Raw genomic sequence first — 16326 nt, forward strand, 5'->3', positions numbered from 1 at the left:
TTAAACGTCGCACGGGCGGACGAAAAGTTGGTAAGGGCGCGTGTTAGCGCCCATAATGGTCAACGTTTCGACGGCGAGGAGAATCCCATGAAACTGCTAAATCGCTCTGCCTTGAGCGTCAGGCCGACCCAGACCTTCGTGGACTGGATCAATGCGCTCGAACCCACCATGGGAGACGACGACCTGACCCTGGCCGACGTCGAGCGTGAAAGCACGGTGTATCTGATTCCCGAAATGGATACCCCGGAGGCGCTGGAGACGTTTGTCCGCGACCGGCACGTGGAGATTCTGGAAACCGAGCTGCGCGCCTGGGAAGAGGATGAGCGCCAGTGGCCCGAAAAACTCGACTGGGCGCTGTTCGAGGATTTCCTGCGCGTCGAGCACAGCTATCTGGCCATCGACCTGGATGACGAGACGGCCCTCGAGATCTCTGACGTTGACGATGCCCTGCTGCTCGACAACGAACAAGATTAGCGTGCTATTATTTTTAGCGTGAGCGCACTGTGAAACCGGCTTCGGCCGGTTTCGCCGTTTCAGAGGGGGTTGTTCAGGAAGTGATGACCATGCGACTGTTCGAAACTCGCCCCGGTGACGACGGCCTGCCCGGGCCGGAGCGACGGCTGGCCGTGCTGGCCTTGGTGACCGGTACCTTGATGGCGGTCATGGATACCACCATGATCAACCTGGCGTTACCGACGATTGCCGCCGATCTGGATATCCCGGCGTCTCGGGCCGTCTGGATCACCAACCTGTTTCAAGTGGTATGCGCCGCCTTTTTGCTGGTGTTTGCCGGTATCAGCGAGCTGGTCACACGGCGGCGGCTGTACCTGTTCGGCATCGGCCTGTTCATGGCCGCCTCGCTGGGGGCGGCGTTATCCCGACAGTGGGAGTCATTGCTGGTGTTTCGCGCCTTGCAAGGGCTGGGCGCTGCCGCCACCCTCTCCATAGGGCCATCGCTCTATCGTGCCATCTTCCCGTCGCGGCTGTTGGGCAGCGCGCTCGGCTTGAGTGCGCTGGTGGTGGCCGGGGGCTACGCGGCTGGCCCGACCTTGAGTGGCGTCATCCTGTCGTTCGCCGATTGGCCGTGGCTGTTTGCGCTGAACGTGCCCCTGGGGCTCTGCTCGCTCTGGCTGGCGGGCCGGGCCTTGCCACGCGACATTCCCCGGCAGGGCGCCTTCGATACCCTGGGTGCGCTCTACTCCATGCTGATGCTGGCCAGCTTCTTCGTGGCCATGGACGCCGTCGGGCACGCTGCGCCCCTGTGGCAAAGCGGGGGCTGGGCACTGCTGGCCGTACTGGCTTGCGGGCTGTTTATCCGCCGCCAGCGGCACGCCCCTTATCCGCTGCTGCCGCTGAGCGTCTTTGCCGAAAAGCGTTTTACCCTGGCCGTGTCGGCTTCTGGACTGGCGTTTATCGGCCAAGGGCTGACCTTCGTGGCGCTGTCGTTTTTCTATCAGGAGCAGATGGGCTTTTCACCGCTGGAAACGGCCTGGCTGTTCACCCCGTGGCCGCTGGCCATCATGCTGGTGGGGCCGCTGGCGGGCAGGTTGGCAGACCGTATCAACCCTAGCCTGCTGTCGAGCACGGGCCTGGTGCTGCTGATCATCGGGCTGGTGGCGCTGGCGCAGGTCGATGAAGGCACTGGCGTGGCGGGAAGCCTGTGGCGCACGGCGCTGTGCGGCATCGGTTTTGGCCTGTTTCAGCCGCCCAACAACCGCGAAATGATGGGCAGCCTGCCGCCGGAGCGTAGCGCCAATGTGTCGGGAGTCATGAGCACCATGCGCACGGTCGGGCAGTCTTTCGGGGTGGCCCTGGTGGGGGCTGCCCTGGCGCTAGGGGCGCCCGTTCAACTGACCCTTTGGCTGGGGGCGGTCACCACGCTCCTGGCGCTGCTGGCCAGCCTGTCGCGTATTCGCGTGGCGCAGCAGGCGTTATTGGCGCGGCGGGCATCGTCGGCTGGCAAGTAAGGGCGTACAATGGCGGCGTTGCGGACAGAAGGAGAACGCCCCATGGCGATACAGACACAGATCGAGCAGAAGTTGGCGGCGCTGACCCCTGAGCTGCTCCAGGTCGAAAACGAAAGCCACATGCACAACGTGCCGGCCAACTCTGAAACGCATTTCAAGGTCACGCTGGTCAGCGATAGCTTCGAAGCCATGATGCCGGTGAAACGCCATCAGCAGATCTATGCGCTGCTGGCCGACGAGCTGTCGGGGCCGGTGCACGCTCTGGCGCTGCACCTCTACACGCCCGCCGAGTGGCAGGCCCGGGGCGGTGCGCGCCCCGATTCGCCCCACTGTCGTGGCGGCGGAAAGTGACACCGGAAGCCGCGCGAAGGCACTATCTGGAGGCCATGGGCATTACCGCCTGGGCCTCCCGCTATCAACTGCCCAACGCACTCCCCACGCAAGCCTGTGAATGGGAAGACGCCCCTGCCAAGGCGCCACCGCGCGAGCGCCTGCATGCCCTGCTGGACGATGCTCCGCCGCCGCGCCCACGGCCCGCTGTGGCAGAGGCCAGCGCCCCCGCGCCTGCCAGTTCCCATGCCGCCCCCCAGGCGGTGCGCGCGCTGCTGGGCGGCCAACCTGTCGAAACGCCTGCGCCGCAAGCGTCAGACGATGCCGTACCCGAGACCCCCAAGGCAGTGGCCAAACCGCTGGAGTTCAGCCTGTCCTGCGTCTGTCTCGGTGGCCGCTGGCTCAGCCTGTGCGAAGGCGACATGTCGCCTCCCGAGCAGCAGCTGTTGGCCAATATGCTGCGTGCGGCAGGCCTTTTGAAAGGCGAGCTGCCTACGGTGGTCACTTTCAAATGGCCGCCGATGGCCACCGCATTTACCCCAGAGGACCCGTTGGAAGAAGCCCAGGAAGGTCTGGCTGCCTTCGTCTCCGGCGCGGCCAGCCGTCAGGGCTGGGCGTTGGAAAACGTGCTCTGGTGGGGCGCGAGCGATGCCGTCGAGGCATCGGCCATGGCGCAGGTGATGGCCCTGACCGATGGGCGTAGCCGCAGCTTGTCCTTGCCGGTATGGGAGGCGCCAGGGTTGTCGGCACTGATGCAGCAGGCCGGGGCCAAACGTGCCCTGTGGCCACGGTTGGTGGCATTGGGGCAGCAGTGGAGCCCGCATGATCACTCGGCTTGATGGCCAGCACGCCGAAGGAGTGTGCTCGCTCGAAGCGCAGGCGCGCAGCGGAGCAAGTCGCGCCCAGTTGCTGGCAGCGCTGCAGGACGAGCAAGCCTGGGTGGCAGGGTATTGGCAAGAGAGCGTTCTGCTGGGCTATGCGCTGCTGGTCAGGCTGCCCTTCGATGCCGAGCTACAGGCCATTGGCGTAAGCCCTGAGGCACAGGGGCAAGGAGTGGGGAGGCAGCTGCTGGACGCCTGCGTGGCCGTGGCAAGGCAGTGGTCATCCGAGCGGCTATTGCTGGAAGTGCGCGCTGGCAACCAGCGGGCCATAGCGCTTTATCGTCGGGCGGGGTTCGCACAGGATGGGTGCCGTAAAGGCTACTACCCGGCCGCTGAGGGGACGACCGGGCGAGAAGATGCGCTGCTGATGTCGCGGGCGTTGCCTTAAGAGGCGCTGCCCCCTTCGATACCGTCGAACTTGCTCAGGACACCTTGCAGGCGACGCTCCCACTCTTCGCGCTCCTGCTTCAGCTGGCTGTTTTCATTGCGAAGCTCTTCGTTTTCCAACTTCATCATCTCCAACGCCTCGACGGTGTCGGTGACTTTCTGCTCCAACTGATTGAAAAGCTCCAGGCTCATGCCTACCTCCGGTGACGATCGGCAGGCAGCGGCCTGCCGACATGGGAATGAATAACGATGTCGATGCGCCGAGCGTAACGCTGCGGCGAGTCGTCGGCAAGCGCTTTACGCAGGCCTGCGACGATAGAGTCGGGCAACGCTTTCACCCGCTCGGGTTTCTCTATGTAATTGCCAGTTGGCCGGGACTTCCGGGGTCAGTGTGTGCTCGGTTTCGAGATAGATCATGGCGTCGTTGGCCAGCCAGCCACCTGCCTCCAGTTGGGCGCAGCAAGGTGCTGCCAGCCCCTGATGGAAGGGGGGGTCGAGAAACACCAGCGCCATGGGGTCGCCGGGCTGGGCGAGAAATGCCTGCGCCTCTTGGGTCACCACGTGCCCCTTGAGTGTGCCCAGGGTGGCCAGATTGTCGCCGATGAGTGACGCCACCGCCGGGGTGCGTTCGACGAAGGTCACGGCAGCCGCCCCCCTGGAGAGCGCTTCGATACCCAGCGCACCGGTGCCTGCGAACAGATCGAGGGCGCGCTGGCCGTAAAGCGCCTGGCCCAGCCAGTTGAACAGGGTTTCACGCACTCGGTCCGGCGTGGGGCGCAGCCCCGGCTGGTCGAGTACCGGCAGCAAACGGCGGCGGTAGTCACCACCAATGATGCGCAATTTTCCCGGTGGCCGAGTCGTGCCACGGGATGCAGAAGCGCCGCGAGGCGTTGAGCGAGAGGAGCGTTGTCGTTTCATGACGCGGATTGTAGCGGGCAACTTATCCAAAGTCTTGGCCTGCGGTGGTAGGATAATCGCAATGTTCACCTATTCAGTCGGATGACCCTTATGTTCGGTTTTTTCAAACGCAAGAAAAAGCACGACTCCCAGCAGGAGCCGCAGGAAAGTCAGGATCCGTCGCTAGGCGCTGAGCCCTCCGTCAGCGAGCGTGACACACCGGCTCCCGCGGCGGAAGAGGCCGCGCCAGAGGTGCCTCGCGAAGACGCGCCCGCCAGCGCCAAGGCGCTGGATGAGCCGCTATCTCCGCCAGCCACCGAGGAAGAGGCGCCGCTACCCCAGGACGAAGAGCCGGTGCACAGTGAGCTTGTGGAACATACGCTGCCAGAGCCAGAGCCAGAGCCAGAGCCAGAGCCAGAGCCAGAGCCAGAGCCAGAGCCAGAGCCAGAGCCAGAGCCAGTCAAGCCCGCGCTGCAAGAGAAGCCGGTGGCCGAGCAGGGCGAGAAGAAGGGCTGGTTTGCACGCATCAAATCGGGGCTGGGCAAGACCCGCGCCAACCTGACCGATGGCTTGGCCGATCTGTTTCTGGGCAAGAAGCATATCGATGACGAGCTGCTGGAAGACCTGGAAACCCAGCTGTTGATGGCCGATGTGGGCATCGAAGCCACCAGCGAGATCATCGAGCGCCTGGAAGCGCGGGTGTCCCGCAAGGAACTGAACAACCCGGAGGCGCTGTATCGCGGCTTGCAGGAAGAGCTGGCCGCGCTGCTGGGGCCGGTCTCCACGCCGCTGGATGTCCAGAGCGCCAATGGCGGGCCCTTCGTCATTCTGGTGGTGGGGGTCAATGGGGTGGGGAAAACCACCACCATCGGCAAGCTCACCCAGCGTTTTCAGCGCGAAGGCAAGAGCGTCATGCTGGCGGCGGGGGATACCTTCCGGGCGGCCGCCGTGGAGCAGTTGAAGGTCTGGGGTGAGCGCAACAGCGTCCCGGTGATTGCTCAGCACACCGGCGCGGACAGCGCATCGGTGATTTACGATGCGGTGGCGGCGGCCAAGGCTCGTGGGGTGGATGTGCTGATTGCCGACACGGCCGGGCGGCTGCATAACAAGAGCCACCTGATGGAAGAGCTCAAGAAGGTGCACCGTGTCATGCAGAAGCTGGATGACACCGCACCCCACGAGGTCATGCTGGTGCTGGATGCGGGTACGGGCCAGAACGCCATCTCCCAGGCCAGCACGTTCAATGATGCGGTGCCGATCAGCGGCATCACGCTGACCAAGCTGGACGGTACCGCCAAGGGCGGCATCATCTTCGCGCTGGCCAAACAGCTGGAGACGCCCATCCGGTTCATTGGCGTGGGTGAAGGCCTGGACGACCTGCGCCCCTTCGATGCCCATGATTTCGTCAACGCACTGTTTGACCGCCAGGGAGATGATAGCCGCGCATGATTGCCTTCGAGCATGTGGGTAAGCGCTATGGAGGGCGCTTTGATGCGCTGGCGCACCTGAACTTCCGCGTGGCCAGAGGCGAAATGGTTTTTTTGACCGGCCACTCGGGGGCAGGCAAAAGTTCGCTGCTGCGGCTCATCATGCGACTTGAGACTCCTAGCCGGGGCCGGGTGGTGGTGGCGGGGCACGATATTGCCCAGCTGCACCCCAGTCAGGTGCCGTTCTACCGCCGCCAGATTGGCGTGGTGTTTCAGGACCACCAACTGCTGTTCGACCGCAGCGTGTTCCACAACGTGTCGCTGCCGCTGGAAATCCAGGGCGTCGAGCCACGAGAAGCCGCCCGGCGGGTGCGTGCCGCCCTCGACAAGGTAGGTCTCTTGCATCGCGAGAAAGCGCTGCCCATCGAACTTTCTGGTGGTGAGCAGCAGCGGGTGGGCATTGCGCGGGCAGTGGTCAACAAGCCTGCCTTGCTGCTGGCGGACGAGCCCACCGGTAACCTCGACCCACAGCTGTCGGCGGATATCATGGGGCTCTTCGAGGATTTCAATCGGATTGGCACGACCATCATGATCGCCAGCCACGACCTGGCGCTGATTGCCCGGTTGCGTCACCGCATTCTGCGTTTGCAGGATGGTCGTCTGGTGGGTGACGAGGGAGCCTTATGAAGCGTTCGACACCCCGCCACCCTGCCACGCCGCGCCAGGGTGGCGCTGCCCCGCGAGCCAGACGCGCTGCACCCACCCCGTCTTCACCGAGCGAAGCGACAGCACGCAAGGGGGCGCGTTCGCAGCAGACGCGTTTCAGCAGTCGCCTGCGTGCCTGGGGCAGGCACCATCGTGCCATGGCCATCGACAGCCTGTACCGGCTGGTGCGCCAGCCGCTGGGCAACCTGCTGACCATGCTGGCCATTGCGATTGCGCTGGTGCTCCCGGCCGCGCTCTGGCTGACGCTGGACAGCGCTCGCCTGCTGAATACCGAGCTGGATGAAAGCGCGACGCTGACGGTCTACCTCGACGTTGCCGTGGACGAAGCGCAGGCGGCGCGCATAGAAGAGGCGGTCGTGGCAGACGAAGGCGTGGCGCAGACGCGCATGATCAGCCCGGAAGAGGGCATGGCCGAATTCCAGCAGTCGCTGGGCATCGATGACACTTTGGCGGGGCTGGATGACAACCCGTTGCCCACCAGCATCGTGATCGCACCGCAAAGCGTTGACCCCGATGCCATGGCGGAGCTGGCCCATCGGCTCGAAACCCTCACTGGCGTAGACGAAGTTCGTGTCGATCTGGCCTGGGTGGAGCGGCTGCGCCATTTGGCCGAGCTGGGGCGCCGGGTGGCGCTGGCGCTGGGCGTTCTGTTCGGCTTTGGCGTCTTGCTGGTGGTGGGCAACACCATACGCCTAGCGGTGGAAAGTCGTCGCCGCGAGATCGAGGTGGTGATGCTCATGGGGGCCACCCATGCCTTTGTCAGGCGGCCATTTCTCTACAGTGGTGCCTGGTACGGCATAGGGGGAGGCGTGATTGCGCTCGGATTGCTGGGGTTGGGAAATCACTGGCTATCGCTGCCAGTGGCGGCCCTGGCAGCCAGCTATGGCGCCAGCTTCACTTTGCCGCAGCTGGATGTGACGGGCTCTACAATTCTGCTATCTTGCAGTACACTATTGGGCTGGTTAGGAGCATGGCTGGCAGTGACCCGCCACCTTTCCAGTATCCGCCCGCGCTAGGTTCACAGCGCAGGACATCGGGCAGTCACGGTCATGTCATCTCAGGTTAATGGACCAGTGACAAGCTTGAAAGAGGTGCTACCGCTGATGAACTGGCCTAGTGAACCTTGACGGTTGGCCAGGGTCTTATCAGTCAATTCCAGATGCGCTGGCCGAGCATAGCCTACGCGTCGACTATAAAAGATTTTAAGGGAGACCGTTTGCACATGAGCACTAGTCTTCTACCGGTGGGACAGCTGTCGCCAGGCAACGATCTGGGCGGCTACATTCAGGCGGTCAACGGCATTGCCGTATTGAGCGTCGAAGAAGAGCGTGAGCTGGCGTTTCGCCTCTATGACGAAGGCGACCTGGAAGCGGCGCGTCGTCTGGTGTTGTCGCATCTGCGCTTCGTTGTCCACATCGCGCGCAGCTATTCGGGGTACGGCCTGCCCCAGGCCGACCTGATCCAGGAAGGCAACGTTGGCCTGATGAAGGCCGTCAAGCGCTTCGACCCTAACCAGGGCGTGCGCCTCGTATCCTTTGCGGTGCACTGGATCAAGGCAGAAATCCACGAGTTCGTGCTGCGCAACTGGCGTATCGTCAAGATTGCCACCACCAAGGCACAGCGCAAACTGTTCTTCAATCTGCGCAGCGCCAAGAAGCGTCTGGCCTGGTTGAACAACGACGAAGTCAACGCTATCGCCAAGGACCTGGACGTCAAGCCGGAAATCGTGCGTGACATGGAAGGCCGTTTATCGGCGTTCGACGCTGGCTACGACGCAGCGCCCGGCGATGACGACGAGAGCGCTTATCAGGCACCTGCCTACTTCCTCGACGACGCTTCGGCAGACCCGGCGACGCAGCTGGAAGATAGCGACTTCGAAGAGGATTCGACGCGCCGCCTTCAGCTGGCCTTGCAGGCACTGGATGACCGCTCTCGGGATATCCTCCAGCGCCGCTGGCTGACCGATGACAAAGCCACGTTACATGACCTGGCCGATGTCTACGGGGTGAGCGCCGAGCGTATTCGCCAGCTCGAAAAGAACGCCATGAAAAAGCTTCGTCAGAAAATGGGTGATGCTGCCATCGCCGCATGATGTGAGCTTGTTGGGTGGTGCTGCTACTTAGCGCCACCGCCTAACGCTGAAAAGCCCGAGCCCGAGAGGGATCGGGCTTTTTGCCTGATGCAGGTTGGCTTTACGGCAATGCCCGCGACTATTTCTGCGCCTTGTCTATTTTTCGCTCTGCTTTTCCTGCTAGATTCCCCTTTGGGCATTGGGCCCCGACGGCGGAGAGGCAAGGATGGGCAAGGTTCATTTCATTGGTGGTGAAAAGGGCGGTGTAGGCAAGTCAATGACGGCGCGGGTATTGGCGCAGTACTACATCGATCATCAGTGGCCCTTTCTGGGCTTTGACTGTGATGCCTCCCACGGGACGTTTTCACGCTTTTATCAGGACTACGCCTCTGCCGTCGTGGTGGGTGACGATGACAGCCTGGACGGCATGCTCTCTGCCGTGGAAGAGCACCCCGAGCGTGACCTGATCATCGACCTGGCGGCTCAGTCGGCGCAGCCGATCAATCGCTGGGTCGAGGAGACCGATGTCTTTGGCCTGCTCAATGAGCTGGGCATGCAAGTGGTCTGGTGGCATGTGATGGACGATGGCGCAGACTCGGTGACACTGCTGGAGCAGGTGCTGGACCGCTATCAGGGGCAGCCGGTCAGTCTCGTCGTGGTGCAGAACCTGGGACGCGGCGACAGCTTCGAGCGCTTCCAGCAGTCCAGGGTGTATCAGCAGGCCGTGGCACAAGAAGCCGCGGTGATCGAATTGCCACGGCTGCATACCAAACTGACCCAAAAGATCGACTTCAACAACAGCAGTTTTTGGGCGGTGGCCAATGACCGCAGCCTGATGAACATCGCCGAACGCCAGCGCATGAAGGTGTGGTTGCGCAAGTCCTACGAGCAGCTCGAGAAGCTGAAGTCGCAGCTTGAAACCATTGACAACGGCTAGCAAGCACGCTTGACGCGTGATAGACTACGCCATCCTCTCAGACAAGACCCGTGAACGGGCAGCGAAATGACTGCTCGTTACACTATTTGGCAGAATTGAAAGTGCTGCCAAATCAATCGGTTGTTGTGGAAAGATCCGTACGGAAATGTCGTGCCAAGGCAATTGCCAGCCGACAGACACATAGTTAATCCGTTGCCGTTGATGGGCAACCTTTATTCTCCAAGGAGATACCTGTGGCGAACAGCAAGCAAGCACGCAAGCGCGCCCGCCAGGCCGAGACTCGTCGCGTCCTGAAATCCAGCCAGCGCAGCATGGTCCGCACTTACATCAAGCGCGTGATCAAGGCGATCAACACTGGCGATCATGGCAAGGCCATGGAAGAGTTCAAGGTCATGCAGCCGGTCGTTGACCGCATTGCTGACAAGGACGTGCTTTCCAAGAAGAAAGCAGCGCGCCTGAAAAGCCGCTTGAACAAGCGCATCAAGGCTCTGGCGGCGTAAGCCGGCAGTCGCCCTAAAAAACCGGCTGCGGCCGGTTTTTTTGTGTCCAAACGTTGCCCGTGCTGCTTGAGCCCCCCTTTTCTCAGTATGGAACCAGTGATGAGTGCGAAGACACCGCCGCAAGCCAATATGTCGCCGCCGCGCCGAGGGCTGATGCGCTCTGGACTGGTGGTGAGCGCCATGACCATGATCTCGCGGGTCATGGGGCTGGTGCGGGATGTGGTGGTTGCCACCTTCCTGGGGGCGGGCAACGGGTCCGATGCCTTCTTCGTGGCGTTCAAGATTCCCAATTTCATGCGCCGACTGTTCGCCGAAGGGGCCTTCAATCAGGCCTTTGTGCCGGTGTTGTCGGAGTACTCGACCCAGCGCAGCAAGCAGGAAATTCGTGAGCTGCTCAATGCGGTGGCGGGCAGCCTGACCACCATCCTGGCGCTGATCACGGCGTTTGCCATGCTCGGTGCGCCCTGGCTGGTATGGCTGTTTGCGCCAGGCTTTGGGCGTGACCCCGACAAGCTGGCCATGACCGCCGACATGCTGCGCTTGACCTTCCCCTACCTGCTGCTGATTTCCTTGACGGCCTTTTCCGGCAGTGTTCTGAATACCTGGAACCGCTTTGCCGTTCCTGCGTTTACGCCAGTGTTGCTCAATCTTTCGTTGATCGGGGCGGCGCTGTTTTTAATGCCTCTGATGGAAGAGCCTGCCATGGCGCTGGCCTGGGGGGTGCTGATTGCCGGTGCTGCCCAGCTCGCCTTTCAGGTGCCGTTTTTGCTGCGCTTGGGGCTATTGCCAACGCCATGGCCCAACTTCGCCCATGATGGCGTCAAGCGTATTCTCAAGCTGATGGCTCCGGCGCTGTTTGGCGTATCGGTGTCGCAGATCAACCTGTTGCTGGATACGGTGTTGGCGTCGCTGCTGGTGGCCGGTAGCGTCTCCTGGCTCTACTACTCGGACCGTTTGGTGGAGCTGCCGCTGGGCGTGTTTGGGGTAGCCATTGGTACCATCATCCTGCCCGCGCTTTCCAAGCGCCACGCAGAGCAGTCCAGCGAACATTTCGCTGCCATGCTGGACTGGGCCATTCGCGTGGTGCTGTTGCTGGGCGTGCCTGCGGCGCTGGCGCTGGCGGTGCTGGCCGAGCCTTTCCTGATCACGCTGTTCCACTATGGGGCGATGACCGAGGTAGACATTCAGATGGCGGCCATGAGTCTGCGCGCCTATGCGTTCGGTCTGGTAGCCTTCATGCTGATCAAGGTGCTGGCCCCGGGGTTCTTTGCCCGCCAGGACACCAAAACCCCCGTGAAGGTCGGGATCGTCGCCATGGTCGCCAACATGCTGCTCAATTTGCTGCTGATCTGGCCGCTGGCGCACGCAGGGCTGGCGCTGGCCACGGCGCTGTCGGCGTTCCTGAACGCGGGGTTGCTGGGCTACCTGTTGTATCGTCAGGGCGTGCTGGTGTTTCAGCCTGGCTGGGGGCGGTACGCGGTGCAGCTGGGTGGGGGCAGCCTGCTGATGGGGGTGGCACTCTATCTCGTGTCGCCCCACTGGCAGGCGTGGCTGGAGTTCGGCATGTGGCAGCGGATTCGCTGGGTGTCCGGACTGGTCGTACTTGGCGGTGGACTCTATTTTCTGTGGCTGACGGCGCTGGGGCTGCGCCCACGGCATTTCAGGATGAATAGCTAGGCTGAGGCGGGGCGTTGGTCAAGATGGCCCGATGGCAATCTTGACCTGCACCAGGCCAGCACGTTCGTTATAATCAAACGCTTTCAAGACGGCAGAGGTGCCATGCACGTCATTCGAGGTCTGCACAATCTGACACCCTCTCAGCGTGGCTGCGTGGCGACCATCGGTAATTTTGATGGCGTGCATCGCGGCCATCAGGCGATCCTGCAGCAGTGCCGAGAGCACGCGGCCCGCCTGGGAGTGCCCTTGACCGTGGTGGTCTTCGAGCCGCAGCCACGGGAGTTCTTTGCGGGTGACCAGGCGCCGCCTCGTCTGACGCGGCTGCGGGAAAAAGTGCGCTTGCTGCACGACCACGGTGCGGAACAGGTGCTTTGCCTGCCGTTCAACGACGCCTTGCGCAGCCTGACCGGCCGCCAGTTCATCGACCAGGTGTTGATCCAGGGGTTGAACGTCCGCCATCTGGTGGTAGGGGATGACTTCCGTTTTGGCTGTGATCGCCAGGGCGATTTCGAGCTGCTGGAAGCCGTGGGCAGTCACCATGGGTTTGGCGTCGAAAATACCCACACCTTCACGGTGGCAGGGGAGCGTGTATCGAGCACCCGGGTGCGTACCTTGCTGGCCAGCGGCAATTTCGAGGTGGCGGCGCGCCTGCTGGGCAGGGCCTATTCGCTGCATGGCCGCGTGGTGCGCGATCAGCAGTTGGGGCGCACCATCGGTGTGCCCACGGCCAATTTGCCGCTACTGCCCCAGCCGCTGACGCTGCGCGGCGTGTTTGCCGTGGTGGCCGAGCTGCCGAACGGTGCTCGCCTGCCCGCCGTGGCCAACGTCGGTTTTCGGCCCACCGTGGGGGCCAAACGGCCCACCCTCGAAGTGCATCTGCTGGACTTTTCCGGCGACCTGTATGGTCAGCGGCTGACGGTTTACCCTTGCGCACGGTTGCGCGGGGAAGTGAAGTTCGACGATTTCGACGCGCTGAAGGCGCAGATTCAACACGACCAGGCCAGGGCGCGCCGCTATTTTGCGGCGGCTGAGGCTGGCGTAGCACGTACTCTTCCGCTGGCCTCGGCCCCGCTTGGGCGTGAGACCGCTTCTTCTGATTTCACTTCGGCGGATAACGACGCCGATGCTAACGACGGCTGACCGGAACTATGGATTACAAGCACACGCTAAACCTGCCAGAAACCGACTTTCCCATGCGCGGCATGCTGCCGAAGCAGGAGCCAGGGCGCGTTTCCCAGTGGCAGGACATGAACCTGTACCAGCGCCTGCGCGAAGCCCGTGCGGGGGCACCGCTGTTCGTCCTGCACGATGGCCCTCCCTATGCCAACGGCAGCATCCATATCGGTCACGCCGTCAACAAGATTCTCAAGGACATCATCGTCAAGTCCAAGAACCTGGCGGGCTTCGATGCACCCTACGTGCCGGGTTGGGACTGCCACGGCCTGCCTATCGAGCACAAGGTCGAGACCACCCATGGCAAGCACCTTCCGGCCGATAAAGCCCGTGAGCTGTGCCGTGAGTACGCCGGTGCCCAGATCGAAACCCAGCTGGTGGATTTCGTGCGCCTGGGGATCATCGGTGATTGGGATCACCCCTACCGCTCCATGGATTACGCCAACGAGGCGGGCGAGATCCGCGCCCTGGCCGATATGGTCGAAGCGGGCTACGTCTTCAAAGGGCTTAAACCGGTCAACTGGTGCTTCGACTGTGGCTCGGCGCTGGCCGAGGCGGAAGTCGAGTACGCTGATAAAAAATCTGACGCCATCGACGTGGCCTTCCCCGTGGAAGATGCCGACAAGCTGGCAGCGGCGTTCGGTCTGAGCGAGCTGGCCAAGCCTGCGGCGGTGGTCATCTGGACCACCACGCCCTGGACCATTCCCGCCAACCAGGCGCTGAACGTTCACCCCGACTTCACCTACGCGCTGGTGGATACCGGCGAGCGGTTGCTGCTGCTGGCCGAAGAGCTGGTCGAGAGCTGCCTGGAGCGTTTTGGCTTGCAAGGTGACGTGGTGGCAACGACTCAGGGTAAACACCTGGATCTGATCAATTTCCGCCATCCGTTCTACGACCGCCTCTCGCCGGTCTATCTGGCGGACTATGTGGAGTCCGAGGTCGGCAGCACCGGTATCGTTCACTCGGCCCCCTCCTACGGGGTAGACGACTTCAACACCTGCCGCGCTTACGGCATGAGCTTTGACGACATGCTTAACCCGGTGCAGGGTAACGGTGTCTATATCGACGACCTGCCTTTCTTTGGCGGTCAGATGATCTGGAAAGCCAACCCGAACATCATCGACAAGCTGCGTGACGTGAACGCGCTGATGGCCCATACGCCGATCACGCACAGCTATATGCACTGCTGGCGCCACAAGACGCCGGTCATCTATCGTGCCACGGCCCAGTGGTTCGTCGGCATGGATATCAAAGGCAAGGATGGCAAGACCCTGCGCGAACGGGCGCTGGCCGGTATCGAAGCCACCGAGTTCACCCCTGCCTGGGGGCAGGCGCGCCTGCACAGCATGATTGCCAACCGCCCGGATTGGTGTATCTCCCGTCAGCGTAACTGGGGCGTGCCGGTCCCCTTCTTCCTGCACAGGCAAACCGGTGAGCTGCACCCGAACACCGTGTCGCTGATGGAAGAAGCCGCCAAGCGCGTGGAGCAAGAGGGCATTGAGGCGTGGTTCAAGCTGGAACCCTCCGAGCTGCTGGGCGCGGAAGCCGCCGACTACGAAAAAGTCACCGACACGCTGGACGTGTGGTTCGACTCGGGCACCACCCACCGCCACGTGCTGCGCGGCTCGCACCCCCATGGCCATGAGAGTGGCCCCCGGGCAGACCTTTACCTGGAAGGCTCGGACCAGCACCGGGGCTGGTTCCACTCCTCGCTGCTGACCGGCGCGGCCATCGATGGGCATGCGCCTTACCGGCAGCTGCTGACCCACGGCTTCACCGTCGATGCCCAGGGGCGCAAGATGTCCAAGTCCATCGGTAACGTGGTGGCCCCGCAAAGCGTGATGGACAAGCTGGGGGCGGACATTCTGCGCTTGTGGGTCGCCTCGACGGACTACTCCGGCGAGATGGCCGTCTCCGACGAAATTCTCAAGCGTACGGCCGACGTCTATCGCCGTATTCGCAACACGGCCCGCTTCCTGTTGTCCAACCTGAGCGGTTTTGACCCTGCTCGGGATCAGGTGGCGTTCGGCGATATGCTGGCGCTGGACCAGTGGGTAGTGGACCGTGCGGCTCAGCTGCAGGGCCGTATCGAAAAAGCGTATGAAGAGTACCGCTTCCTGGATGTCTACCAGCAGGTGCACGGTTTCTGCGCACGGGAGCTGGGTGGTTTCTACCTGGATGTCATCAAGGACCGCCAGTACACCACGCAAACCGACTCGCTGGCCCGTCGCAGTGCGCAAACTGCGCTGTATCACGTGGTGGAAGCGTTGAGCCGCTGGGTGGCCCCGATTCTGTCGTTCACCGCCGAAGAGATTTTCGAGCATATCCCCGGCCAGCGTGGCGACAGCGTGCTGCTGGAGACCTACTACACAGGCCTCTCCATGCTGGATGAGGGTGCCGAGATGGGCCGGGCGTTCTGGGAGCAGGTGCTGGAAGTGAAGCACTCGGTGAACAAGTGCCTGGAAGATGCCCGTAACGCCAAAGTGATCAAGGGCAGCCTGGCGGCGGAAGTCACGCTTTACGTGAACGACGAACTGCACACGGCGCTGGCCAAGCTGGGCGACGAGCTGCGTTTTGTGATGCTCACCAGTGAAGTGCATCTGGCACCGCTGGCCGATGCGGCCGGTGCCGAAAGTACCGAGCTTGAGGGGTTGAAGGTAGCCGTCAACGCCAGTGAGCATGCCAAGTGCGAGCGCTGCTGGCACCACCGCGCCGATGTGGGCAGTTTTGCCGCCCATCCGGACCTGTGTGGCCGCTGTGTGAGCAACTTGCCCGAAGGCAGTGGAGAGATTCGTTACTATGCCTAACACCGTGAGCGGCACGGAAGCGTCGACCCACCAGCGTCCGCCCATGCGGCGGCCGCTGCGCTGGCTATGGCTGGCGGTGGCGGTGATCGTGCTGGATTTGCTGACCAAATACGCCGCCAGCCATTTTTTGAGTTATGCACAGCCGGTTGAAGTGCTGCCGTTTTTCAACCTGACCCTGCTGCACAATACCGGCGCGGCCTTCAGCTTCCTGGCTGACCATCCTGGCTGGCAGCGCTGGTTCTTTGCCACGGTGGCCATTGGCGCCAGCATCGGGCTGACCGTGTGGCTCTCCAGGGTACGGGCAGACGAAAAGCTGCTGGCCATCGCGCTGCCGTTGATCATCGGTGGTGCGCTGGGCAACCTGTATGATCGGCTGATTCACGGCTATGTCGTGGACTTTCTCTCATTCCACGTGGCGGGCTGGTACTACCCGGCTTTCAACGTGGCCGATATTGGTATTACGCTGGGTGCCGTGGGGCTTATCTGGGAGTCGTTCATGGGCGATCGACGCCGTAAAAAAATGGCCTGAACGCCCCCGCGCCTACC

17 protein-coding genes are annotated in these 16326 nt (G+C 62.5%); 15 read left to right on the forward strand and 2 right to left on the reverse strand.

The genetic code is table 11. The features are described from left to right. Positions 1–87 precede the first annotated feature (87 nt). The 5 genes from IE061_RS13735 (at position 88) to rimI (ending at position 3566) form a co-directional block, all read left to right on the forward strand. Positions 88–474: a hypothetical protein gene (locus IE061_RS13735; protein WP_016916012.1), complete on the forward strand. Its 387-nt coding sequence runs from the start codon at positions 88–90 to the stop codon at positions 472–474. 89 nt (positions 475–563) lie between these two features. Continuing rightward, positions 564–1967 carry an MFS transporter gene (locus tag IE061_RS13740; protein WP_100732346.1) on the forward strand — a complete coding sequence of 468 codons (1404 nt, stop codon included), beginning with the start codon at positions 564–566 and terminating at the stop codon, positions 1965–1967. Positions 1968–2009: 42 nt separating this feature from the next. After that, positions 2010–2318, forward strand: a complete 309-nt coding sequence (locus tag IE061_RS13745) for a BolA family protein (protein ID WP_081138839.1) — start codon at positions 2010–2012, stop codon at positions 2316–2318. After that, positions 2315–3136 carry a hypothetical protein gene (locus IE061_RS13750; protein ID WP_230478471.1) on the forward strand — a complete coding sequence of 274 codons (822 nt, stop codon included), beginning with the start codon at positions 2315–2317 and terminating at the stop codon, positions 3134–3136. Before IE061_RS13745 ends, IE061_RS13750 begins: the two co-directional genes overlap by 4 nt. After that, on the forward strand, positions 3120–3566 hold the full coding sequence (rimI, locus tag IE061_RS13755) for a ribosomal protein S18-alanine N-acetyltransferase (protein ID WP_100732344.1): 447 nt from the start codon (positions 3120–3122) through the stop codon (positions 3564–3566). Before IE061_RS13750 ends, rimI begins: the two co-directional genes overlap by 17 nt. Here rimI and IE061_RS13760 read toward each other — a convergent pair. Together IE061_RS13760 and rsmD are read right to left on the reverse strand one after the other, a co-directional pair. Continuing rightward, positions 3563–3757 carry a cell division protein ZapB gene (locus IE061_RS13760; RefSeq protein WP_016916017.1) on the reverse strand — a complete coding sequence of 65 codons (195 nt, stop codon included), beginning with the start codon at positions 3755–3757 and terminating at the stop codon, positions 3563–3565. The two genes, rimI and IE061_RS13760, sit on opposite strands and share 4 nt — an antisense overlap. A gap of 105 nt (positions 3758–3862) precedes the next feature. Beyond that, positions 3863–4483, reverse strand: a complete 621-nt coding sequence (gene rsmD / locus IE061_RS13765) for a 16S rRNA (guanine(966)-N(2))-methyltransferase RsmD (protein ID WP_193461849.1) — start codon at positions 4481–4483, stop codon at positions 3863–3865. Positions 4484–4573: 90 nt separating this feature from the next. On the opposite strand from rsmD, the gene ftsY reads away from it, so the two are divergent. The 10 genes from ftsY (at position 4574) to lspA (ending at position 16309) form a co-directional block, all read left to right on the forward strand. After that, the gene (ftsY, locus tag IE061_RS13770; RefSeq protein WP_193461850.1) at positions 4574–5911 is read left to right on the forward strand and encodes a signal recognition particle-docking protein FtsY; all 1338 of its coding nucleotides are present in this window, start codon (positions 4574–4576) and stop codon (positions 5909–5911) included. Further along, positions 5908–6576: a cell division ATP-binding protein FtsE gene (ftsE, locus tag IE061_RS13775; protein ID WP_016916020.1), complete on the forward strand. Its 669-nt coding sequence runs from the start codon at positions 5908–5910 to the stop codon at positions 6574–6576. Before ftsY ends, ftsE begins: the two co-directional genes overlap by 4 nt. Further along, positions 6573–7631, forward strand: a complete 1059-nt coding sequence (gene ftsX / locus IE061_RS13780; RefSeq protein ID WP_081138844.1) for a permease-like cell division protein FtsX — start codon at positions 6573–6575, stop codon at positions 7629–7631. The genes ftsE and ftsX overlap by 4 nt, the downstream gene beginning before the upstream one ends. Before the next feature lie 206 nt (positions 7632–7837). After that, positions 7838–8707: an RNA polymerase sigma factor RpoH gene (gene rpoH, locus IE061_RS13785; RefSeq protein ID WP_026001966.1), complete on the forward strand. Its 870-nt coding sequence runs from the start codon at positions 7838–7840 to the stop codon at positions 8705–8707. Positions 8708–8912: 205 nt separating this feature from the next. Then, the gene (locus IE061_RS13790; protein WP_081138845.1) at positions 8913–9623 is read left to right on the forward strand and encodes a P-loop NTPase family protein; all 711 of its coding nucleotides are present in this window, start codon (positions 8913–8915) and stop codon (positions 9621–9623) included. Positions 9624–9856: 233 nt separating this feature from the next. Then, a complete protein-coding gene (rpsT, locus tag IE061_RS13795) occupies positions 9857–10123 on the forward strand; it encodes a 30S ribosomal protein S20 (protein WP_016916025.1) in 267 nt (88 codons plus the stop codon). A gap of 99 nt (positions 10124–10222) precedes the next feature. Further along, positions 10223–11800: a murein biosynthesis integral membrane protein MurJ gene (gene murJ / locus IE061_RS13800; RefSeq protein ID WP_193461851.1), complete on the forward strand. Its 1578-nt coding sequence runs from the start codon at positions 10223–10225 to the stop codon at positions 11798–11800. Positions 11801–11902: 102 nt separating this feature from the next. Continuing rightward, positions 11903–12940, forward strand: coding sequence for a bifunctional riboflavin kinase/FAD synthetase (ribF, locus tag IE061_RS13805; protein WP_026001968.1), 1038 nt, complete (start codon positions 11903–11905; stop codon positions 12938–12940). Between the two features lie 8 nt (positions 12941–12948). After that, positions 12949–15780, forward strand: a complete 2832-nt coding sequence (gene ileS, locus IE061_RS13810) for an isoleucine--tRNA ligase (RefSeq protein ID WP_193461852.1) — start codon at positions 12949–12951, stop codon at positions 15778–15780. Continuing rightward, positions 15773–16309 carry a signal peptidase II gene (lspA, locus tag IE061_RS13815; RefSeq protein ID WP_016916030.1) on the forward strand — a complete coding sequence of 179 codons (537 nt, stop codon included), beginning with the start codon at positions 15773–15775 and terminating at the stop codon, positions 16307–16309. The genes ileS and lspA overlap by 8 nt, the downstream gene beginning before the upstream one ends. The last annotated feature ends 17 nt before the right edge of the window (positions 16310–16326 follow it).

Origin of the sequence: Vreelandella hamiltonii (assembly GCF_014651795.1) — a bacterium.
Taxonomy (GTDB): Bacteria; Pseudomonadota; Gammaproteobacteria; order Pseudomonadales; family Halomonadaceae; genus Vreelandella; species Vreelandella hamiltonii.